The following is a 22439-nucleotide window of genomic DNA, read 5'->3' on the forward strand; positions in this document are numbered from 1 at the left end:
CACGCTCCAAGCGCCGGCGGGCATGACACAGCCCGTCCGGCGCGACCATCTGCGAGATCAAGAACTGACGCCGCGTTCCAAGCGCCGGCCGGCAGCATCCAGCCCGTCCGGCGCTTGAGGACGAGGCCCCTTGAGGGCCGACAGCGGGGGTCTGGGGGCGGCAGCCCCCAGAGGCGGCCCCGCGACGTCACCGACGACGCAGGTCCGCGACCCTGGCCCGCTCCGCACCGGAGGTCGCATCCCCCAACGCGGCGGTCGCCCGCAGGGGGGCGCCGCCGGGAACCTGCCCCCGGCGCGGAGCCGGCAGCGGCACGTCCCGACGCTGCTGCTGATGGCGCGCCGGGACCGCATCACCCCCCTGGCTTCCCGACGCCCCGGCCACGGCGATCTGCACCCCCTGGTCCGCCAGGGCCTGCAGTTCGGTGGCGGCGCGGTCGTCGTGCGGCGGCGGCTCGTCGGTGACCAGGCGCGTGACGAGGTCCGTGGGCACGGTCTGGAACATGGTGTCGGTGCCGAGCTTGGTGTGGTCGGCGAGGACGACGACCTCGGCGGCCGCCTGCACCAGCGCGCGGTCCACGGACGCCGACAGCATGTTGGACGTGGACAGCCCGCGCTCGGCGGTGAGGCCGCTCCCGGAGAGGAAGGCCCTGGACACCCGCAGCCCCTGCAGGGACTGCTCGGCGCCCGAGCCCACCAGGGCGTAGTTGGAGCCTCGCAGAGTCCCGCCGGTCATCACGACCTCGACCCGGTTGGCATGGGCCAATGCCTGGGCGACGAGGAGGGAGTTGGTGACGACCGTCAGGCCGGGGACACGGGCGAGCCGACGGGCCAGCTCCTGGGTGGTGGTACCCGCCCCGACCACGATGGCCTCGCCCTCTTCGACGAAGCCCGCGGCAAGGTCCGCGATGGCGGTCTTTTCGGCGGTCGCGAGATGGGATTTCTGCGGAAAGCCGGACTCCCGCGTGAAACCGCCCGGCAATACCGCACCGCCGTGTCGGCGGTCGAGGAGTCCTTCTGCCTCCAGCGCGCGCACGTCCCGCCGTACGGTCACTTCGGAGGTCTGGACGACGCGGGCGAGTTCACGGAGCGACACGGCCCCGTTCGCTCGCACCATTTCGAGGATCAATTGACGACGTTCTGCAGCGAACACGAAACTGACAGTAACGCGGACGACCGTCTGCTTTCAGCTCTTTGCGCCGAATAGTAGAAGTTGTTCGCACAGAGGGACGGGAGGTGGTATAGGGCCCAGTTCCGGCGCCTATGCCGCCCGCATGTCCGGTATCAGGCCTCGCCTGCCGCTTTGCGGGTGTGCAGCTGTCGTGCGACCTCCGCGATCGACCCCGAAAGCGACGGGTACACGGTGAACGCGTTCGCGATCTGTTCGACCGTCAGATTGTTGTCGACGGCGATCGAGATGGGGTGGATCAGTTCCGAGGCGCGCGGCGCCACGACCACACCGCCGACGACGATCCCGGTGCCGGGCCGGCAGAAGATCTTGACGAAGCCGTCGCGGATGCCCTGCATCTTGGCGCGCGGGTTGCGCAGCAGCGGCAGCTTGACGACGCGGGCGTCGATCTTGCCGCCGTCGACGTCGGCCTGGCTGTAGCCGACGGTGGCGATCTCGGGGTCGGTGAAGACGTTGGAGGAGACCGTCTTGAGGTTGAGCGGGGCCACCGCGTCGCCGAGGAAGTGGTACATGGCGATCCGGCCCTGCATGGCGGCGACGGACGCCAGGGCGAAGATCCCGGTCACGTCGCCGGCGGCGTAGACGCCCGGGGCGGTGGTGCGGCTGACCTTGTCGGTCCAGATGTGCCCGGACTCGCGGACCTTGACGCCCGCCTCCTCCAGCCCGAGCCCCTCGCTGTTGGGGATGGCGCCGACCGCCATCAGACAGTGCGAGCCGCTGATGACCCGGCCGTCGGACAGGGTGACCTCGACCCGGTCGCCGACCCGCTTGGCGGACTCGGCGCGGGAGCGGGCCATGACGTTCATGCCGCGGCGGCGGAAGACGTCCTCCAGGACGGCGGCGGCGTCCGGGTCCTCGCCGGGCAGCACGCGGTCGCGGGACGACACGAGGGTGACCTTGGAGCCGAGGGCCTGGTAGGCGCCGGCGAACTCGGCGCCGGTGACGCCGGAGCCGACCACGATGAGCTCCTCGGGAAGCTCGGCGAGGTCGTAGACCTGGGTCCAGTTCAGGATGCGCTCGCCGTCGGGCTGGGCGTCCGGCAGCTCGCGGGGGTGGGCGCCGGTGGCGAGCAGGACGGCGTCGGCGGTGAGGGTCTCCTCGGCGCCGTCGGCGGCGGTGACGACCACCTTGCGGGAGCCGTCCAGGGCCTGCATGCCCTCCAGGCGGCCACGGCCGCGCAGCACGCGGGCGCCGGCGCGGGTGACGGAGGCGGTGATGTCGTGCGACTGGGCGAGCGCGAGGCGCTTCACCCGTCGGTTGACCTTGCCGAGGTCCACCCCGACGACCCGGGCCGCCTGCTCCAGCGGCGGGGTGTCGTCGGCGACGATGATCCCGAGCTCCTCGTACGAGGAGTCGAAGGTGGTCATCACCTCGGCCGTGGCGATCAGGGTCTTCGACGGCACGCAGTCGGTCAGCACCGACGCTCCGCCCAGACCGTCGCAGTCGACGACGGTCACCTCCGCGCCGAGCTGCGCGGCCACCAGCGCCGCTTCATAGCCGCCGGGTCCGCCACCGATGATCACGATCCGAGTCACGTACTCCATTGTCCCGCACAGGCGGCGCCGGCACTGCCCCGGGGGCCGTCAGGGTCGCCATTGTGATGAGAGTGACGCGTGCGCCCACTGACGTACTCTCCTTCCATGTCGCTCTACGCCGCGTACGCCGGCAACCTCGACGCGCGGCTGATGACCCGCCGCGCTCCCCACTCGCCGATGCGCGCCACCGGCTGGCTGAGCGGCTGGCGGCTGACGTTCGGCGGCGAGCAGCTGGGCTGGGAGGGCGCGCTCGCGACGGTCGTCGAGGACACCGCGGACCCCGGCGCGCAGGTCTTCGTCGCGCTGTACGACCTCGCGCCCATGGACGAGGAGTCCCTGGACCGCTGGGAGGGCGTCGGCCTCGGCATCTACCGGCGCGCCCGGGTGCGGGTGCACACGCTGGAGGGCGAGGAGTCCGCCTGGATGTACGTCCTCAACGGCTACGAGGGCGGCCTGCCGTCGGCGCGCTACCTGGGCGAGATCGCCGACGCGGCGGAGTCGGCGGGCGCACCACACGATTACGTGATGGAGCTGCGCAAGCGTCCCTGCTGAGCACCGTCGCCCTCTAGCCTCACGAGATGCCTCCTCTCACCTACGAGGTCCACTGCACGGAGCAGGCCGCCGCCGTTCGCGACCGGCTCGACCGCCGACAGCGCACGGCGTTCGACCAGGGCGTCGCCGCGCTGGCCCAGGACCCGTTCCCTTCCGTGTCGCGGCCCGCCGGGTCCTCCGACGAGGACCGCACGATCCGGCTCACGCGGAACATCCATGTGGCGTACACGGCCCGCCGTGGTCGCCTGCTGGTCTTCGGCGTCGCTGTCTTCGAGGACGCGGACATCCTTGTCGCGGATGGCTGAGCGCCTCCGGCGGCCCCCTCGTTGGAAACGACAAGGCAACGATCGCCATCAGGTGGGCTCCGTCATCTACGCGCGTAGGCCTGAACGGGCTACCCTCAGTCGCGTGAACGCATCTCTTCTCCCGGACGACATCCAGGGCGACCCCCACGCCGCCGCCGACGCCGCGGCGGCGCGCCTGCGCGAACTGACCGGCGCCGAGACCCACGACGTCGCCCTCGTGATGGGCTCCGGCTGGGCGCCGGCCGTGGACGCCCTCGGCGCTCCCGACGCCGAGTTCCAGGTGACCGAGCTGCCCGGGTTCCCGCCGCCCGCGGTCGAGGGCCACGGCGGCAAGGTCCGCTCGTACAAGATCGGCGAGAAGCGGGCGCTGGTCTTCCTGGGCCGCACCCACTACTACGAGGGCCGCGGCGTCGCCGCCGTCGCGCACGGTGTCCGTACGGCGGTGGCGGCCGGCTGCAAGACCATCGTGCTGACCAACGGCTGCGGCGGTCTGCGCGAGGGCATGCGCCCGGGGCAGCCGGTGCTGATCAGCGACCACATCAACCTGACGGCGACGTCGCCGATCGTGGGCGCGAACTTCGTCGACCTCACCGACCTGTACTCGCCGCGGCTGCGCGCCCTGTGCAAGGAGATCGACGCCACGCTGGAGGAGGGCGTCTACGCGCAGTTCCCCGGCCCGCACTACGAGACGCCGGCGGAGATCCGCATGGCGCGCGTGATCGGGGCGGACCTGGTGGGCATGTCCACGGTGCTGGAAGCCATCGCGGCGCGCGAGGCGGGCGCGGAGGTGCTGGGCATCTCCCTGGTGACCAACCTCGCCGCGGGCATGACGGGCGAGCCGCTGAACCACGAGGAGGTCCTGCAGGCCGGGCGGGACAGCGCCACGCGGATGGGCGCCCTGCTGGCCCAGGTCCTCGGCCGTCTGTAGGTCCGGCGCCGCCCGGGCCCATCGCGCGCCCGCACCCCCACTCGGTAAGTCGAAAAGGCACACGAGAGGTTGACCCCACCGTGCACGACGTCATCGCCCGCGCCACCGCCTGGCTCGCCGAGGACCCCGACCCGGAGACCCGCGACGAGCTCGCCGGGCTCATCGAGGCCGAGGCCCTCGCCGAGCTCGCCGACCGGTTCAGCGGCACCCTCCAGTTCGGCACCGCAGGCCTGCGGGGCGAACTCGGCGCCGGGCCCATGCGCATGAACCGCTCGGTCGTCATCCGCGCCGCCGCCGGTCTCGCCGCGTACCTCCACAAGAGCGGCCAGGCCGGCGGGGTCGTCGTCATCGGCTACGACGCCCGCCACAAGTCGGAGGACTTCGCCCGGGACACCGCCGCGGTGATGACGGGCGCGGGCTTCCGGGCGGCCGTCCTGCCCCGCCCGCTGCCCACCCCCGTCCTGGCGTACGCCATCAGGCACCTCGGCGCGGTCGCCGGGGTCGAGGTCACCGCCAGTCACAACCCGCCCCGCGACAACGGCTACAAGGTGTACCTGGGCGACGGTTCACAGATCGTGCCGCCCGCCGACTCCGGGATCGCGGCCGAGATCGACGCCATCGCGGCCCTGAAGGACGTTCGCCGTCCGCCGGCCGGCTGGCACGTCCTCGACGACGCCGTCCTCGACGCCTATCTCGCCCGCACGGACGCCGTCCTCGCGCCGGACTCGCCCCGTACGGCCCGCACGGTCTACACGGCGATGCACGGCGTCGGCAAGGACGTCCTGCTCGCCGCCTTCGCCCGGGCGGGCTTCCCGGAGCCGGTGCTCGTCGCCGAACAGGCCGAGCCCGACCCGGACTTTCCGACCGTGGCCTTCCCCAACCCGGAAGAGCCCGGCGCGATGGACCTCGCGTTCGCGGCGGCCCGCGCGAGCGCCCCCGACCTGATCATCGCCAACGACCCGGACGCCGACCGCTGCGCCGTGGCCGTCCCCGACGGCGGCGACTGGCGGATGCTGCGCGGCGACGAGGTCGGCTCGCTGCTCGCCGCGCACCTCGTCCGGCGCGGGGCGCGCGGCACGTTCGCCGAGTCGATCGTCTCGTCCTCCCTCCTCGGCCGGATCGCCGAGAAGGCGGGCCTGCCCTACGAGGAGACCCTCACCGGCTTCAAGTGGATCGCCCGCGTCGACGGCCTGCGCTACGGCTACGAGGAGGCCCTCGGCTACTGCGTGGACCCCGAGGGCGTGCGCGACAAGGACGGCATCACCGCCGCCCTGCTGATCACCGAGCTCGCCTCGGAGCTCAAGGAGGAGGGCCGCACCCTCCTCGACCTGCTCGACGACCTCGCCGTGGAGCACGGCCTGCACGCCACCGACCAGCTGTCGGTGCGGGTGCAGGACCTGTCGGTCATCGCCGACGCCATGCGCCGGCTGCGGGAGCAGCCGCCGACCTCCCTCGCGGGCCTCGCCGTCACCCGCGCCGAGGACCTCACCCAGGGCACGGACAGGCTGCCGCCCACCGACGGCCTGCGCTACACGCTCGACGGCGCCCGGGTCGTCGTCCGCCCGAGCGGCACGGAGCCGAAGCTGAAGTGCTACCTGGAGGTCGTGGTCCCGGTGGCCGACCACTCCGGCCTCCCGGCCGCCCGCGCCGAGGCGGACGACCTGCTCGCCGCGATCAAGCGGGACCTGTCGGCAGCGGCCGGCATCTGACCGCACGTCGGGCGGGGTGCTCCGGGCTGGTCATCGGTCCGGGGTCCGTCCGGGGTCCGTCCGGCCTCCGGTACAGGGTCCGTCCGGTCATCGGTCCGAGGTCCGTCCGGCCGCCGGTCCGGTGTCGGGCCGGCCGCCAGGCCGGGGTCCGTCCGGCCGCGGGCCGGTGTCGGGCCGGCCGCCAAGCCGGGGTCCGTCCGGCCGCGGGCCGGTGTCGGGCCGGCCACCAAGCCGGGGTCCGTCCGGCCGCGGGCCGGTGTCGGGCCGGCCACCAAGCCGGGGTCCGTCCGGCCGCGGGCCGGTGTCGGGCCGCCGCGGGCCGGGGCCGGTCATCGGGCCGGGGTCCGTCCGGTTATCGGGCCGGGGTGCGTCCGGCCGCCGGGCCGGTCAGCCGAAGCGGCCGCCCACGTAGTCCGAGGTGCGCGGGTCCTGGGGGCTGTCGAACATCGCGGCTGTGGGGCCGTGTTCGACGATCCCGCCGGGGGTGCCCTGTTCGGCGAGGAAGAACGCGCACTGGTCGGAGACGCGGGCGGCCTGCTGCATGTTGTGGGTGACGATCACGATCGTCACGTCCTCGGAGAGCTCGTGGATCGTCTCCTCGATACGGCGGGTCGACGTGGGGTCCAGGGCCGAGCACGGCTCGTCCATGAGCAGGACCCGGGGCCGCACCGCCAGCGAGCGAGCGATGCACAGGCGCTGCTGCTGGCCGCCGGAGAGCGCGCCGCCGGGCTGACGCAGGCGGTCGCGCACCTCCTTCCACAGGCCCGCCTTGGTGAGGCACTCCTCGACGAGACCGTCCTTGCCGTCCCGGCCGGCCTTGATGCCGCCCAGCTTCAGGCCCGCGGTGACGTTGTCGTAGATCGACATCGCCGGGAAGGGGTTGGGCTTCTGGAAGACCATGCCGATCTGACGGCGGGCGTGGGTGATGCGGCGGCCGCGGTCGTAGATGTCGTCGCCGTCGAGCAGCACCCGGCCGGCGAGGGAGGCGGAGCCGACCAGTTCGTGCATGCGGTTGAGGATCCGCAGGAAGGTGGACTTGCCGCAGCCGGACGGGCCGATGAGCGCGGTGACCTTGCGGGCGGGCATGGTGAGCGACACCTGGTCCAGGACCTTGTGGTCGCCGAACCAGGCCGAGATGGAGTCGGCCTCCAGGGTGGCCGGGTTGTTCCCGCCCGTGGTCGTGCCCGCGGGCATCGTTCCCGCGGGCACGTGCGGCAGCTTCACGGTCGTGTCCGTCGCTTGGGACATGGTGGGTGAACTCCTCGTCGGTCAGAGCAGGTTGGGCAGCAGACGCGTGGCGGCGCCGGAGACGGCGAGGCCGAGGGCGGCCAGCACGGGCACGCCGACGATCCAGGTCTGCCAGGGGCCCCACACGCGGCGCGCGGCCATGGTGAGCAGGGCGGCGAGCAGCAGCGCCTGCGACCAGAGGAAGACCGGGAGCCAGGCGGCGCCCTCGGTGCCCAGGGCCTGCTCGGACTCGTCGATCCAGCCGGGGGTCAGGGGGCGCGGCGGGGCGGGCTGGGCGGCACTGGTCAGGGTGGCGTCCACGCGGAGGGCGCCGGAGGGGGTGTAGGGGCCGCCGTCGGCGGTGATGAGGGTGAGCCGGCCCTGGCCCCGGGTGAGCGTGGACGGCAGGGGGTCGCCTTCGCGGCGGATGCCCGAGACCGTGTAGGCGGCGGTGCCCTGGCCGGTCGTGACGCGGATCTCGGCGCCGACGGGCAGTTGGTGGAGGTCGTTGAACGGGCTGCCGTACCCCCACTCGCGGCCCATGATCACGCTGGTGCCGGCCTGTCCCGGCAGCGGGGTGTCGCGGCGGTGGCCGGGGCCGGACATCAGCACCCCGGACGTGGTGCCCTCCCCGACGACCTCCTTCAGGCCGAGGGCGGGGATGCGCAGCAGGGCGACGGGCGCGCCCGGCTTCAGCATGTCTCCCTCGTACGTCCGCTGCCCCACCGGTGCGATGCCGAGGGCGAGTTGGCGGCGCAGCTCGTCGTAGGCGGTCTGCTGGTCGCGGGCGTGCTGGAGGTGGCCCACGACGGTGAGGTTGGCCGCGAAGCCGAGCAGCAGGGCGGCGAGCACGCACAGCGCGGCGCCGGCGAACGCGAGGCCGGCGCGCTCGGCCCGCGGCGGCCCGGCGGCGGACGGCGGCTCGGGCGAGGGCGCCGGCGCCTGCACCGGTGACGCCTCGGCCGGCGGGGGCGGGGACAGCACGGTCACGGGAGCGCTCCTGTGAGGCGGTTGTGGGGTGGGGTGGGGTGGGGTGGGGTGGGGGTGGGGTGGACGGGCACGGACGGCGGCCGACAGACGGCGGCCGGCAACGGACGGACGGCGGGCGCGGACGGTGGTCGGTGGCCCGCCGCCCGCGTTCCCCGTCGCCTAGGCGCGGGGCTCGCCGAAGTGCAGCAGGCCGCGTCGGCGGCCGAAGCGGACGAAGAGGACGCCGGCCGTGCACAGGACGACGGCTCCGATGCCGGAGAACAGGGCGATCTCACTGCCGGTGGAAGCGAGGCCGCCGCCCGTCGTGGAGGTTCCGCCGGCGCCGGCGCCGCCGGTGGTGCCGGACGTGGTGCCGGACGTCGTTCCGGCGGTGTCGCCGGTGCCGTCGGTCGGGGCGCCGGTGGGCTGGTCGGGCGGCGCGTCGGTGGGGTCGCCCGTCGGGTCGGTCGAGGGGCCGGTGCTGCCGGTGGGGCTCGGGGAGCCGCTCGGCTCGGGGACGGTGAAGGACGCGGTGGTGAAGTCCACGCCCGCACCGCCGTTGGTCCGGCAGTTCTTGCCGGCCGCGGTGAACGTCCAGGACGCCCGTCCGGCGACCGCGTCGTCGGGGACGGTGAGGGTCGGCCAGGTCGCCACTCCGCTCGCGTCCGCCGTGGCGGCGGCGAAGGCGGCGTCGTTGCCGCTCAGCTTCATCGCGTACGTCGTGCCGGCCGTGCAGCCGCGGACGATCAGCTTGACGGTCTGGCCGCGCTGGAGCTGCGGTTCGACGGCCAGCCGCTTGTCGGCGGCGTCGTGGATCTCGTAGTCCGCGGGGTAGACGAGCACGGTGGCGGCCGCGGCCTCCGAGGCGCCCCACCTGGTCGCGTCGGCGGGGGTGAAGCGGGCGGTGACGTCGTGCCGTCCCCGGGTCAGCGCCTTGGTCTTGAGCTCGGCCTTGCCGTCGGCGACGGCGGCCTCGCCCAGCGAGGTCGTGCCGTCCAGGAAGGTGACCTTGCCGGTCGCCTCGGCCGGCGAGACCGTCGCGGTGAGCGTGGCCTCCTCGCCGGGCTCGATGTCGCCGGGCGCCGCCACGAGGGTGACGCTGGTGGCCTTCGCGCCCTCGCCGACGGCCCAGTCGTCGCCGGTCACGGTGATCTTCTGGGACCAGTACGGGTCGCCGGGGACGATCGAGTCGGGGGCCACGGCGTAGTCGAAGTCGTCCACGCAGCGCAGGCGCAGCTCGTAGGTGCCGTCGCCGGTGATGATGTTCGTCAGCGGGGCGACGAAGAGGCCCGGGTTGTCGGCTGCGGCGAGCGACAGCGTCGAGGTGGCCGCGGAGTAGGGGGCCTTGTCGGTGACGCCCCGCAGCACCAGTTGCTCGGTGCCGTCGGCCTTGACGACGTACAGGTTGAGGGCGTTGTTCCAGTTGATGTCCTCGAGGGTGACGTCGGGACACTTGCCGGGAATCGCGAGGGACCCGGCGATGGGCTGGGTGGCGCTCAGTTTGCCGGCGCCGGGCGTCATGGTGAACGCGCCGACGGAGGCCGCCCGGGCGGGCTGGGACTGGGTCACGGCCAGGGTCACCAGGCCCAGCGCGAGCAGGGCACAGGCGGCCAGGACGGCGGCCGTTCTTCTGAAGGGTTGCGGCACGGTCATTTCGTTGCCCCCCGGGGTCGGTTGACGGGTCGGTTGACGGGTGTGCACGGACAGCGCGTGGGGCCGGGCACCCGTGGGTGCCCGGCCGTTCGCGCAAGGGTCAGATGGCGGTCACGGGTCAGCGCTCGCCCGTGAGGGTCGTGGCGCCGCAGTTGTTCACCGTGCCGAAGCCGTACGTGGTGAGGGTGGAGCTGCTGGCGCAGACCTTGGAGGCGGAGCCGACGAAGGTGTCCGCGATGACCGGCTCGGAGAGCCGGGCGGTCTGCACGACGTTGTAGACGTCCCGCAGGAACTGGGCGTCGAAGCTCGTGTTGAGCGCGATCGAGGTGCCCGAACCGGTGGTGGGGGCCAGGCTGTTGATGCTGCGCAGCCGCGACTCGCCGCGCCGGGCCTCGACGCCCGGGAGGCTCTTGCCCTGGGCGATCCACTGGGCGATCGAGTACGGCATCAGCTGGTTGGCGGCGGTGATCGCGGTGCCGTCGTGCTCCTGGATGCCCTGGGTGACGCAGGAGCCGACCTGCGACTCGCTGACGCCGATGGCCGACAGCCAGAAGGTCCGGGTGCCCGAGCCGGTCTGCGGCAGCAGCGGCGCCACCGTGACGGTGTTGCCCGAGGCGTCGGTGTAGGTGCAGTTGGTGTAGATGCTCGCCAGCTGGGCCTTCGTCAGGTTGGTCGGCACCGAGCTGCCCAGGTCGGTGGCGTAGGTGACGCCGTCCTTGGCGTAGGGGATGAAGGTCAGGTCGGAGGTGGAGGTGTCGGCCGGGCCGCGCGAGGAGCGGGCGAAGTCGAGGCAGCCGGTGCCGGCGGTGATGTCGTTGTTCAGCGCCGTGATGCCGGCCGAGGAGCCGTTCGGGCGGTTGATCGTGCAGTTCGGCTTGGTCGCCGGGTCCTTGGTGGTGACGGTGGCGGAGCCGGTGGCGTTCCAGGAGGCGATGACCTTGCCGCCGGCGTTCGTGACGGCGTCGCCGAGACCGTTCACGACGTACTGCGTGGTGTCCGAACCCACACCCGCCAGCTGACGGTACTCGGTGGTCGAGCCCGGGTCGGCCGAAGCCGGGGCGGCCAGGATGCCGAGGCCGAGAGCCGCGACACCGAAAGCGGCGCCTACCTGAGCGCGAGACTTGACGTTCATTTCTGAACCCCTTGTTCTGGATTTCGAAAGACCGGACGTTCAAGCAAAGGCTGGGCTTTCAAGCACTGCGTACATTTCCAGGAGTTCCGCACGGCGGCCAACCAATCAGCCATGAGGGAAAGGTTAAGAGGAGATTGCCTGGGCGCCCCCTAGGGGGACCGCCGCTGGGCGAGGCGCAGCATTATCGGACCGGAAAGTCCGGCGGCGCCGCCCAGGAACAGAACGACGAGAAGCACCCAGCGGATAATTCCAAGAATTTCACCCGGGGTGACGCCGTTCGCGGATTTCGCGACATTCTGCTGCGGCCCCGAGGAGGGCCCGGCAGCACCGCCCGCGGCGCCGGCCGCGGGGGTGGCGGAGCCCCCGGAGCCGCCCGCCGCGCCGGCGCTCGTGCCCCCTGCGGCCGTACCGCCGGAGGCGCCTGCGGCGCCGGCCGCGGAGCCGGAAGTCCCGGCGCTGTCCGTCCCGCCGGACGCCGGGTCGGTCGTCAGGCCGCGCTCCAGGGCGTCGGCCGCGGTCACGGCCTGCGCCCGCTGCTTCGCGGGCAGCGGCGCGTACCCGGGGGGCAGTCGGCCCGCGGACAGGCCGGGTGTCTGGCCCGCTCCGGCGACGTACCGGATGAACTTCGCGTACGCCTTGCGGGCCGCGGCGGCCTGGTCCACCGAGGCTGCCGCGTAGGCGACGGCGGTCAGCGGGTACGCCTGTCCCTTGGCCCTTGCCGGGTCGGGCCTGAGGACCGTCGCGTCCACGGGCGACGGCCGCATCGCGGCGACGGCGGCCGTCAGCGTGGCGGTCGAGGGCTTCACGAAGGCGCCGTCCGCGTTGCGCAGCGCCGCCGTCTTCAGTCCGTAGCGCTCGGCCGACGCGGTGTCGACGATCGCCAGCACGGCGTGCCGGCCCGACATGGGGACCTCGTTGCCGAGCTTGGGCGGGGTGTTGTTCCCCGCCTGCCACACGACGGTGCCGTTGTTGTTGCCGCGCAGGGTGCGCACCGCGGCTTCGTGCAGGTCGTTGGCGTAGGGGTCCAGGTCCTGCCCGGTGTAGGTGAGCGGCGGGACCCCGTTGGCGACGGCCGGGGACGTGGTCGGGTCCACCTTGGGAAAGTCGGTCAGCGAGGTGGCGTCCGCCAGTTTCAGGTCCTTGTAGTAGCGGTTGACCGTCATTCCCCAGGGGTCCTTCGTCCCGGAGAGGAAAGCCCGGGCCTCCTGGTCCGACTGGAGCCAGTTCCACACGATGCGCGTGGTGTCGGACGTCAGCAGCGGAACCATGAGGCTACTCGGCTGACCGCTCAGCGCCGGGAATTCAGGATTCAGTTTCCTGAATTCCGGATCCTCGTTGAAGAACGCGGGATTTCCGGTCAGGTAATCCGGGGCGGCGCCCAGGGTCACGTCCTTGGTGTAGGAGTGCGTCAGCATCTTGGCGACGATCCGCGGCGAGAGTCTCATTTCCTGCACGACGCCGGACGTCGTTTCCAGGAAGAACGCGATCGCCAGCCCGGACACCGCGACGGGCGCGTGCACGACCTTCGCCGCGCCGTCCGACCCGGCCACCGGATCGACGGTGAAGCCCAGCATGGGCGCGTCGCCCGTCGCGGCCAGGACCTGGGTCCTGGCCGGCTCCTCGCCGCCCTGGGAGAAGGCGAACGTGGTTCCGGTGGTCGTGCACAGCTTGGGCTGCCAGGAGGTGACGGCGTCCGTCGCCAGCTGTGAGCCGGCCGTGGGCTGCTCGGGCTGGCCCTCCGGGCAGAACTCGTCGACGGGCAGGAAGTCCAGCCGGACCGCCATTCGCTGTGCCCAGTTCGTCGTGGTCAGGGGCGAGCCGTCGAGCTTCCCGTCCTGGCCCGGCGCCGTCACGTCCGTGCCGTCGGGGTTGTGCGTGCCGCGCGGCACGATGACCAGCCAGCACGACCGGGGTGCGGGAGCGCTGCCGGCGGCCGCCGTGTTCAGCCCGCATCCCAGGTGGGAGGCCTCGATCCCGTCGAGCACCTGGAAGGTGGCCTCGCCCGTGCCGCTCGCGAAGGTGCGGCCGGCGGGCTGTTCGTTGGTGTCCAGCGGACCGAAGTAGGTCTTGTCCGTGGGGGACGTGGTCGCCGGGGAGCCGTTGGCGGGGCGGAACGGCACGAACGCGCCCGCGCCCGTGTACTGCGTCTCGTCGGGGTCCGGCGTCGCGGACACCGACCGGCTGTCCACGCCGGTGCCGGGCAGCGGGACGCCGGAACCGCCGTACTCGCACTGCTCGCGCGTGGGCCCGGTTGGGCTGTCTCCCCAGCACTGCATGATCTGCAGGAAGTTGCTGTTGACCGTGGACTCGGGCGTGGGCGCGCCGCCCTTCCAGGTGATCAGCACGCCCTGGGTGCGCAGGTTCTTCGTTTGGTGGACCGTCACCTTCAGCCCGGAGAAGTCGTCGTACTTGCCCCGGGTTCCGGTCACCGTCACCGCGGAGTCCACCGCCGTGCCGTCCGCGGCCGCCGCGGGCGTGGCGCCGGACGGCACCGGCAGCAGGGCCAGGACGAGGGCGGCCAGCAGGGCGCCGACGGCGGCGACGACACGCGGCCGGGCCCCGCCGCCCCTGGGCGCTCTGTCCGTGCGGGTCACGGTGCTCATGCCGAACCCCCGTTCCGGCGCGACCGGTTGGTCATCAGGCGTCCGATCAGCGGCGGTCCGACGACCACCCCGACCAGCAGGACGGCCGACAGCGCCATCAGCGCGGTGCGCAGCCCGAGGGCGTCGCCGGAGGCCAGGGAGACCGGGGTGGCGGCGACCGAGGTGTCGCCGGCGCCGCCCGCGCCGCCGAGCACCTCACCGGTGTCGGGGTCGACGGCGCCGCCGGTCGTGCCGCTCGTGCCCGCCGTGGCCCCGCCGGTCGTGGCGCCGCCGCCGGTGGCGCCGGCCGTGCCGCCCATGGAGCCGCCCGTCGCGCCGGCGCCGCCGGTCGAGCCGGTACCGCCGGTCGCACCCGCGCCGCCCGACCCGGCCCCGCCGCTACCGCTGGACGTGGTCGGCGTCTTGGCGCCGCCGGTGCCGGTGACGCACTGGTCGGCGCCCTTCTTGTCGCAGGCCTGCGGGAACGCGGCGTTCTTGGCCAGCAGGTTGGTGCCGTCGCCGGAGAACGTGGGGTTGTTGCACTTGTTGATGTTGATGTTGTCCGTCTCGGCGCCGGGGATCTTGCGCACCTGCTCCATGGCCGCCCGGACCAGGTTGATCGGCAGCGGCGAGTAGCCGAGCCGGTCGGCCTGCTGCTGGCCCTCGCAGAGGAAGTAGTTGCTGAACGCGCTGAGCGTGGCCCCCTTGGCCTTGGTGAAGCCCATCTCCTCCTTGGTCGGGATGATCATGTAGCTGTAGCTGGACAGGGGGTAGGTGCGCCGGTCGCCGTAGGTGTAGACCTCGTCCAGGTTCTGCGTGAGGTAGTTCGCCGAGCGCGGGTCGTTGTTGATCTTGGCCTTGGTCAGGGCGACGGCCACGCTGGAGGCGGTCGGCTCCACGTAGTAGCCGGAGTCGTTGAGGACCTTGACCACGGGGAAGCCCGCGTTCCTGGCGTACGAGTACTCGACGTAGGTGATGGCGCCCTCGGCCTGAGGCTGCTTGGTGTAGCCCGCGACGCCGAGCGAGCCGGACTGGGCGACGAAGCCGGAGCCGGGGATGTTCGGGAAGTACGAGGTCAGACCACACGGCGTGGGCTTGCCCGCCCGCCGGCAGTAGTCGTTCCACTGGGAGCTGTGCTGCTTGGACATCCACAGCGTGAACTGCGCGGTCGTACCGGAGCCGTCGGAGCGGACGACCGGGACGATCCGGCGGGCCGGCAGGGCCAGCTTGGGGTTGTCGGCCTTGATCTCGGCCGCGTTCCACATCGTCAGCTTGCCGGTGAAGATCTTGGACAGGACGTCCCCGGACAGCCGCAGGTTGGTGACCCGCTGCCCGCCGATCTTCAGGTTGTACATGAACGACGTACCGCCGGCCACGATCGGCATGTAGGCGTACTTGCGCTGCGGCGGGGTGTCCGTCGCGCCGAACTCGGTGAGCCCGTAGGGGATCTCGGAGACGCCGAAGTCGGAGGTGCCGTTCGCGAACTGGGTACGGCCGACGGTCGAGCCCACGGAGGAGTAGTTCACGGTCATGCCCTGCTGACGGACGTTGCGGCGCCACTGCTCGATGGCGTTGGCGCTCCACGTCGAACCGGAGCCGCTGATCTTCACATGGCCGGCGGCGAAGGCGCCCGGCGGGTGCAGCGCGAGCAGCGCGCAGACCAGGGCGACGACCAGCGCCGATGCCTGGTACACACGCGTGGCGCGCGGACGACGGACGGGTGCGGGTATCACGTGGTGCTCCTCGTCGATACGGAACTGGCCGTGGAGTCGGTCGATGCGGCGCCGGCGCCGGCGCTGCCGGGTGCGGCGGCGCGCGCGGCGAAGCGCTGCGCGTCCCGGCGGGACGCCCTGACCCGGCGGTGTTCCTGACGGCGGGTCAGCTTGCCCGGTCCGCGTCCGCCGATGACGCGGGCGATCACGAACAGGACGAGCACCAGCACCAGCAGGACCGCCGCGGTGCCGAACCCGCGGGCGATGTAGGTGGGTTCGGGGGACTTGACGAGCTCGAAGGCGGCCAGCGGCAGCGACACCATCGGGTCCTGGAGCGGATTGGTGTTGAGCTCCGCGGTGAAGCCGGCGGTCAGCAGCACCGGCGAGGTCTCGCCCACCCCGCGCGCGGTGCCCAGGATGACGGCCGTGGTGAGCCCGGAGCGGGAGGTGGGCAGCACCACGTGCCAGACGGTGCGCCAGCGGGAGGTGCCGAGCGCGTAGGACGCCTCCCGCAGCGTGCCGGGGACCAGCCGGATCACCACGTCCGAGGCGCGGATGATGATCGGCAGCATCATCACGGAGATCGCGAGCGCGGCGGCGAGACCGGACCGGTCGAAGCCGAGCCCCAGGATGATCGTCGCGTAGATGAACAGGCCGGCCACGATGGACGGCAACGCTGTCATCGCCTCGACGATGGTGCGCACGAACCGGCTGAAGGCGCCCGGGACCTCGTTGAGGAACACCGCGCACACCAGCCCGGTCGGGATGCAGATCACCAGGGCGATGGAGATCTGCCACAGCGTGCCGACGATCGCGTGCAGGATGCCGCCGACGCTGAGCGGCTCCACCGGACCGGCGTCGGCCATCGACTGCGTGTAGAAGTTCAGGTGCGGCAGCGCCTCGCGGCCCTCGTACAGGGTGTAGACGACCACGAACGCCAGCGCGGCGAGCATCACCAGGCCGAGACTCTGGACGACGACGGCGGCCACCCGGTCGCGGACGGCGGGACCGTCCTCGTCGAAGGAGACGAGCAGCGCGTAGAACCCGACGAAGAGCGCGTAGGCGATGACGAGGAAGCCCAGCGTGCCGTTGAAGGGCAGCAGCCGGTCGAACATCAGCCAGGTGACGGCGAGGGCCGCGGCGCCCGCGCCCAGCAGCGCGTACACGTCGGTGGCGTGCAGCGTGGACAGGTTGCGGCGCGAGTCTGCGCGCGTCGACAGGCCGCCGGGGCGGCGTGCGGGCAGCACGGTGGCCACGGCGGACGGCGCGGCCTCGGGCCTCGGCGCGGGGTCCGGCCCGGGGCGCGGGCCCTGGTCGCCGGGCGGACTGTGGGAAGCGGTGACGGTCATCGGGCTCGTTCTCCTCAGGAGTCGCTCGTCGCGCCGGAACGGCTGCGGGCGACGATCGACGAAGCGGCGAAGTTGACGACGAGGGTCATCAGGAAGAGCGCGAGGCCGGCGGCCATCAGCGCCGACATGCCGAGGTCGGTGGCCTCGCCGTAGCGCAGGGCGATCAGCGAGGAGACCGAGCTGGTGCCGTTCTGCAGGATGTGCGGCTGGATCGCGAAGACCGGCGAGATGATCAGGTAGACGGCGATGGTCTCGCCGAGTGCCCGGCCCAGGCCCAGCATGGTGCCGCCGATCATGCCGCCCTTGCCGAAGGGCAGGACGACGCTGCGGATCATGCCCCAGCGGTGGGCGCCGAGGGCGTATGCGCCCTCCCGCTCGCCGACCGGAGCCTGCGAGAACACCTCCCGCACCACCGAGCAGATGATCGGCGCGACCATCAGGGAGACGACGATGCCGGCGATGAAGGTGGAGGAGGTGAAGACCGTCGCGGTGGCGAGCGGGTCCCGCGGATCGGCGCCGTCGACCTTGAACAGCGGGATCCACCCGAAGTACGTCGAGATCCAGCGCGCCACGGTGACCACGTGCCCCTGGAAGAAGAACAGGCCCCACAGCCCGTAGACCACGGACGGCACGGCGGCCATCAGGTCGACGACGCTGATGAGGGTCTGGCGCAGCCGCGGCGGCGCGTACTCGGAGATGTAGAGCGCGGTGCCGATGGCCAGCGGAACGGCGAACACGATGGCGACCAGGGCGATCAGGACGGTCCCGACGAGCACGGCGGCGATGCCGAAGTTCCCGCCCTCGGGCTCCCAGGCCTCGGTGGTGACGAAGTCCCACTTCGCGACCGACAGCGCCTGCCAGGCCCGGTACGTCAGAAACCCGCCGACGAGCAGCATGATCGCGAGGACCAGGGCGCCGCCGCCGCGCAGGATGCCCCGGAACACCCGGTCGGGCATGCCCTGGTCGGGATACAGGCGTCTGGGAGGGTCGTCCCCCGCGGCCACGGAGCGCTCGATGATTCGCGTCGTCACACGTGACGACACTTCTGAGCCGTGATGGACACGCGCGGACCTGAACGTGAACGAGACGCCCCCGCGAGGCAACTTCCGATGTTGACGTGAACGCGGCGAGAGAAGGGCCGCAGGAGCGGGCAACGGAGGGGACGCCGGAAGGGGTGAGGGAACGGGCCTCCCGGCCGGCGCCTCCCCCACCCCTCACGCACACGCCGGACCCTCAGCCCGACCTGCCTGCTCTGCCCGCCCTGGCTGACGCGCCCGCCCTGGCTGACGTGCCTGACCTGCCCGTGCGGCTCATTCGCCGTCCCCCCACGGGATCGCCCCGCCCGACCCGAGCTCGGTCAGCAGCGCCCGGAAACGCTCATAGGCGGCCTGGCAGGTCGAGTGTCGTTCATAGGCCCGCGAGGACACGGCCACGGTGCCGCCGACCGGGTCACGTAACCGCCAGACCCAGCCGCTGCCCTCCGAGGTGTGGTGCACCGCGCCGGTCAGTTTCCCGACGTCCGCGCACATCCGCTCGAACCCGGCCCGGCACTCCCCGTAGTCCCGGTACGTCCTCGCGGCCACGGCGATCACCCGCCCGTTCGTGGCGGTGAGCCGCCACGAATAAGTGCCGTCTGCACCTATGTCTGTTTGACAGCGCGTGCCGGGTGCGGCCGCGCCCCCCATTCTTGCCGACATCCATCCCCACTCCTGTATCCCCATATCAGGAAACCGCACGATTCGGCGCTGGTTCACCGGTCAACCGGTCATGCGGCACACGCAGGCTAGTGAGAGCGAAGAGACAGGAGATCAACAGCTTCGACACTTTTCACTCTAAAGTTGCCCCTCGTTCACACATTGATCGACAGAAACCGCCAGGACTGGGCGGATTTCCGCGTCAGACCCACCAGTCGGCACGCCTAGGTGGTCGCCAGGTCCGCCGATATTCGAATCGAATTTCCCCTTCGGCTTTCCAAGAATTCGACCGATCTGAATTCCCGCGACAACGAGTACGCTGCACACGCCAATTCGGTTTCGCCGCAGGTAAATGGACCATCCGCGGCATTCACACATCACCTTGGGGAATTCGCATGCGCATGTACTCCGCCGTCGCCGCCGCGTGCGGCGTCGTCGCCCTGTCCGCCCTCGCCGTCCCGGCCGCGCACGCCGACGAGAGGTTCGGCGACACCGACATCACCGGTGTGGTCGTGAACCACGGCGACCCCGTCGTCGTCGGCACGACCGCGAGAACCGTCACCGTCGAGGTCACCGCGACCGACCCGTCCGGCCTCGACCAGATCAACGCCACCCTCTACCACGGCTCGTTCGAAGCCCCGGACGCCACCGTGGCCTCGAAGGCGGCCTGCGGCGCGACCACCGACACCACCAGCACCTGCACCCTGACCTTCACCCTCAACCCCGGCGCCGCCCCGGCCACCGACACGCAGGCCGGCGCCTGGAACGTCAGCGCCTACGCGATCGCCCCGGACAGCGACGCCGTGTTCCTGAACACCGCGGCCACCTTCAGCGTGCGACGCGACACCCGGCTGACCGTCGCCGCCACGCCCCAGCGGGTGAAGTGGGGCCGCACCCTCACCGTCACCGGCGACGTCCGCAACGCCGGCTGGGCGACCGGCGCCTCCGTCCCCGCCGCGGCCGGACAGCCCGTGGAGCTGCAGTTCCGCCCGAAGGGCAGCAGCGCCTACTGCACCGTGAAGACCATCCGGACGGCCGCCGACGGCACCCTCTCCACCACCCTCCGCGCGTACGCCGACGGCTCCTACCGCTGGTCCTACGCCGGCACGGCGACCACCGCGGCCGCGATCTCCCCGGGCGCCTTCGTGGACGTCGTCGGCTGACACCCGAAGCACTGTGCGCCGGGCATCCCTGAGGGCCCTCCCGCACGGCCCTCACGGAAGCCCCGGCGCCAACCGCAAACAACCGACAGCCGCCACAGCAGCAGAACCGACAGTCTCCAAAACAGGCCGACCGGCGACCGCCACAACAGCCGACCGGCGACCGCCACAGCAGGAGACCGGGCAGCCGTCACGACAGGAGACCGACGACCGCCACGGCAGGAGAACCGGGCCACCACCACAACAGGAGAAACCGGCGACCGTCACGGCAAGAGAACCGACAGCGGTGACGGCAGGCCGACTGGCGACCGCCACGGCAAGAGAACCGACGCCCGCCACAGCAGGAGAACCGGGCAGCCGCCACGACAGAAGACCGGCGACCGTCACGGCAGGAGGAACACCGCCGCCACACCCAGCGCCCCGATGACGCCCCCAGCGGCCACAGCGCCCGCCCGCGCTGCCGCTGGTCGGCCTCGCCGACCGGCCGCACCGTCGGGTCCCGCCACATCGCGGTGATCTCGGCGGCCGTCCGTTCGTACGGGTGCAGCACACCGAGCCTGCGCTCCAGCCACGGCCGGCGGGGCGAGGCCACCCGCCACTCCTCGAACGACGCCCCCTGCCGTCGATCCTCAGCCGGACGCCCTCGCACTCGACGGCCCTGACGTCCTCCCCGGCCAGGTGCCGGGTCCCACGCAGACGGCAACGCCACGAACACCGACGCCCGCGCCCGCACGGGCGCCCAGCGCGGAGGCGGCGCCCGCGTCCAGCGCCGCGCCGCTGCACCGTCCCAGGCCGCGCACCCGTCCGGCGCCGCCGACCCGGCCGGCAGCCGCAGCACCCCGCCGGCCAGCACCCCGCCGGCCAGCACTCCGCCGGCCAGCACCCCCGTCGGAACGCGAACTCACCGCGTCACCCGGCTCTCCCCCGCCTTTCCTCACCTCACCCCACAGCGAGCAGAATCCCCAGCACCACGGCCCCCGCCACCGCCGGGCCGAGAATCTCCCAGGCCCAGCGCACGGTCACCTCGCCCTGGGCGCTCTCCTCCTTCTGCCGCGCCTCCCACAGCTCCCGCAGCTCGTCCATGACGCGGTCGGTCTCGGCGCGCACGGGCCCGTCCGGCGCCGCGCCACGGCCCCCGCGCGACAACCCGCCGCCGAGTCCCCCGAGCCCCGGTCCGCCGGCGGCCCGACCGCCCTGGCCGGCGTTCCCGCCGTCGCGCTGCGCCGCCGCCCGGGACTCGCGCCGGTTCGCCTTCTTCCGCGCCCGCAGCGAGACGGGGATGGACCACAGCTGGAACTTCTTCCCCGACGCGTCGACGACCTCGTTGGAGTAGCCGGACCGCAGCGAGGCGACCTGTCCCCAGGGCAGCACGATCACCCGGAACGGATTGCGCACCCGCAGCCGGTCCTGGCCCGCGTACACGGCGGGCCGCAGCGTGAAGGCGACGGTCAACGGCACCACCAGGATCAGCGTCGCGAGCGCCAGCCACGGCGTCCGCCCCTCGCCCGCGACGATCGCGTCGATGCCGAGCCAGCCCACCAGACCCAGCAGCAGCACACCGCCGACGATGCCCGCGGGCGATCGATAGATGCGGTCCTTGAACTCGGGCCCCGCGGGCCCCGGCGCTGGTGACTGGTCTTCCGGGCTCGTCATGGCCCCGATTGTGCCCGACGCCCCGCCCCCGCTCATCCGCGATCCCTCCACCGCCGACGAGCTGTCGGCCGGCATCAGGGGATGTACATCCGCTACGCGCGTAGATATGCTCGTCTGGTGACCATGCCCACCAATGCACCTATCGCAGCCGATGCCCTCAGGGACGTGACCACGTCCGACAGCTCGCTGCGCCGCTTCCTCCACGGGCTGCCCGGCGTCGACGCGGTCGGCCTGGAGGCGCGCGCCGCGGCGCTCGGCACCCGTTCCATCAAGACGACCGCCAAGGCGTACGCCATCGACCTCGCCATCTCGATGGTCGACCTGACGACGCTGGAAGGCGCGGACACCCCGGGCAAGGTCCGGGCGCTCGGCGCGAAGGCGGTCCGCCCCGACCCGACCGACCGGACGGCCCCTGCCACGGCCGCGGTCTGCGTCTATCCCGACATGGTGGCCGTCGCCAAGGAGGCCGTCGCGGGCTCGGGCGTGAAGGTCGCCTCGGTCGCCACCGCCTTCCCGGCCGGCCGCGCCGCCCTCGACGTGAAGCTGGCGGACGTCCGGGACGCGGTCGCCGCCGGCGCCGACGAGATCGACATGGTCATCGACCGCGGGGCGTTCCTCGCGGGCAGGTACATGAAGGTGTACGACGAGATCGTCGCCGTGAAGGAGGCCTCCGGCGCGGCCCGCCTGAAGGTCATCTTCGAGACGGGCGAGCTGTCGACGTACGACAACATCCGGCGGGCGAGCTGGCTCGGCATGCTGGCCGGGGCGGACTTCATCAAGACGTCCACCGGCAAGGTCGCCGTCAACGCCACCCCCGCCAACACCCTGCTCATGCTGGAGGCCGTCCGCGACTTCCGCGCGCAGACCGGCGTCCAGGTCGGCGTGAAGCCCGCGGGCGGCATCCGCACCTCCAAGGACGCGATCAAGTTCCTCGTCCTGGTCAACGAGACCGCCGGCGAGGACTGGCTGGACAACCACTGGTTCCGCTTCGGCGCCTCCTCGCTCCTGAACGACCTGCTGATGCAGCGTCAGAAGCTGGCCACCGGCCGCTACTCCGGCCCCGACTACGTGACGGTGGACTGAGACCCCATGA

Annotated in this window: 18 protein-coding genes; 6 read left to right on the plus strand and 12 right to left on the minus strand. The window is 72.3% G+C overall.

What is annotated here, in order from left to right; all coding sequences use genetic code 11:
• Positions 1 to 187 precede the first annotated feature (187 nt).
• A complete protein-coding gene (locus tag ACIBAF_RS07890; RefSeq protein ID WP_399462261.1) occupies positions 188 to 1150 on the minus strand; it encodes a DeoR/GlpR family DNA-binding transcription regulator in 963 nt (320 codons plus the stop codon).
• Positions 1151 to 1281: 131 nt separating this feature from the next.
• On the minus strand, positions 1282 to 2730 hold the full coding sequence (locus tag ACIBAF_RS07895; RefSeq protein ID WP_399462262.1) for an NAD(P)H-quinone dehydrogenase: 1449 nt from the start codon (positions 2728 to 2730) through the stop codon (positions 1282 to 1284).
• 96 nt (positions 2731 to 2826) lie between these two features.
• Between ACIBAF_RS07895 and ACIBAF_RS07900 the strand changes: the two genes are divergently transcribed.
• The 4 genes from ACIBAF_RS07900 (at position 2827) to ACIBAF_RS07915 (ending at position 6215) form a co-directional block, all read left to right on the plus strand.
• Positions 2827 to 3273, plus strand: a complete 447-nt coding sequence (locus ACIBAF_RS07900) for a gamma-glutamylcyclotransferase (protein ID WP_399462263.1) — start codon at positions 2827 to 2829, stop codon at positions 3271 to 3273.
• Positions 3274 to 3299: 26 nt separating this feature from the next.
• Positions 3300 to 3578: a hypothetical protein gene (locus tag ACIBAF_RS07905; protein ID WP_399462264.1), complete on the plus strand. Its 279-nt coding sequence runs from the start codon at positions 3300 to 3302 to the stop codon at positions 3576 to 3578.
• Between the two features lie 103 nt (positions 3579 to 3681).
• Positions 3682 to 4506, plus strand: coding sequence for a purine-nucleoside phosphorylase (locus tag ACIBAF_RS07910; RefSeq protein ID WP_399462265.1), 825 nt, complete (start codon positions 3682 to 3684; stop codon positions 4504 to 4506).
• Between the two features lie 80 nt (positions 4507 to 4586).
• Positions 4587 to 6215, plus strand: coding sequence for a phospho-sugar mutase (locus tag ACIBAF_RS07915; protein ID WP_399462266.1), 1629 nt, complete (start codon positions 4587 to 4589; stop codon positions 6213 to 6215).
• Positions 6216 to 6602: 387 nt separating this feature from the next.
• On the opposite strand, the gene ACIBAF_RS07920 is transcribed toward ACIBAF_RS07915, so the two are convergent.
• The 9 genes from ACIBAF_RS07920 to ACIBAF_RS07960 form a co-directional block, all read right to left on the minus strand.
• On the minus strand, positions 6603 to 7409 hold the full coding sequence (locus tag ACIBAF_RS07920) for a phosphate ABC transporter ATP-binding protein (protein ID WP_399462388.1): 807 nt from the start codon (positions 7407 to 7409) through the stop codon (positions 6603 to 6605).
• Between the two features lie 75 nt (positions 7410 to 7484).
• Positions 7485 to 8432: a sortase gene (locus ACIBAF_RS07925; RefSeq protein WP_399462267.1), complete on the minus strand. Its 948-nt coding sequence runs from the start codon at positions 8430 to 8432 to the stop codon at positions 7485 to 7487.
• 159 nt (positions 8433 to 8591) lie between these two features.
• Entirely contained in the window at positions 8592 to 10064 is a 1473-nt protein-coding gene (locus tag ACIBAF_RS07930; protein ID WP_399462268.1) for an Ig-like domain repeat protein, read from the minus strand.
• A gap of 118 nt (positions 10065 to 10182) precedes the next feature.
• Positions 10183 to 11196, minus strand: coding sequence for a hypothetical protein (locus ACIBAF_RS07935; protein WP_399462269.1), 1014 nt, complete (start codon positions 11194 to 11196; stop codon positions 10183 to 10185).
• A gap of 149 nt (positions 11197 to 11345) precedes the next feature.
• A complete protein-coding gene (locus ACIBAF_RS07940) occupies positions 11346 to 13799 on the minus strand; it encodes a hypothetical protein (RefSeq protein WP_399462270.1) in 2454 nt (817 codons plus the stop codon).
• Complete coding sequence (gene pstS, locus ACIBAF_RS07945) at positions 13796 to 15511, minus strand: phosphate ABC transporter substrate-binding protein PstS (RefSeq protein ID WP_399462271.1); 1716 nt, start codon at positions 15509 to 15511, stop codon at positions 13796 to 13798. Before pstS ends, ACIBAF_RS07940 begins: the two co-directional genes overlap by 4 nt.
• Positions 15508 to 16839, minus strand: coding sequence for a phosphate ABC transporter permease PstA (gene pstA, locus ACIBAF_RS07950; RefSeq protein ID WP_399462272.1), 1332 nt, complete (start codon positions 16837 to 16839; stop codon positions 15508 to 15510). Before pstA ends, pstS begins: the two co-directional genes overlap by 4 nt.
• A gap of 14 nt (positions 16840 to 16853) precedes the next feature.
• Positions 16854 to 17870 (minus strand): phosphate ABC transporter permease subunit PstC, encoded by a 1017-nt coding sequence (pstC, locus tag ACIBAF_RS07955; RefSeq protein WP_399462273.1) that lies wholly within the window; start codon positions 17868 to 17870, stop codon positions 16854 to 16856.
• Positions 17871 to 18149: 279 nt separating this feature from the next.
• Positions 18150 to 18422: a hypothetical protein gene (locus ACIBAF_RS07960; protein WP_399462274.1), complete on the minus strand. Its 273-nt coding sequence runs from the start codon at positions 18420 to 18422 to the stop codon at positions 18150 to 18152.
• A 506-nt stretch (positions 18423 to 18928) separates the two neighbouring features.
• Between ACIBAF_RS07960 and ACIBAF_RS07965 the strand changes: the two genes are divergently transcribed.
• Positions 18929 to 19696 carry a DUF5707 domain-containing protein gene (locus ACIBAF_RS07965; RefSeq protein WP_399462275.1) on the plus strand — a complete coding sequence of 256 codons (768 nt, stop codon included), beginning with the start codon at positions 18929 to 18931 and terminating at the stop codon, positions 19694 to 19696.
• Between the two features lie 936 nt (positions 19697 to 20632).
• Here ACIBAF_RS07965 and ACIBAF_RS07970 read toward each other — a convergent pair.
• Positions 20633 to 21346 (minus strand): PH domain-containing protein, encoded by a 714-nt coding sequence (locus ACIBAF_RS07970; RefSeq protein ID WP_399462276.1) that lies wholly within the window; start codon positions 21344 to 21346, stop codon positions 20633 to 20635.
• 123 nt (positions 21347 to 21469) lie between these two features.
• Between ACIBAF_RS07970 and deoC the strand changes: the two genes are divergently transcribed.
• Positions 21470 to 22429 carry a deoxyribose-phosphate aldolase gene (deoC, locus tag ACIBAF_RS07975; protein WP_399462389.1) on the plus strand — a complete coding sequence of 320 codons (960 nt, stop codon included), beginning with the start codon at positions 21470 to 21472 and terminating at the stop codon, positions 22427 to 22429.
• Positions 22430 to 22439: the final 10 nt, after the last annotated feature.

Source organism: Streptomyces sp. NPDC051677 (assembly GCF_044453465.1).
Taxonomy (GTDB): domain Bacteria; phylum Actinomycetota; class Actinomycetes; order Streptomycetales; family Streptomycetaceae; genus Streptomyces.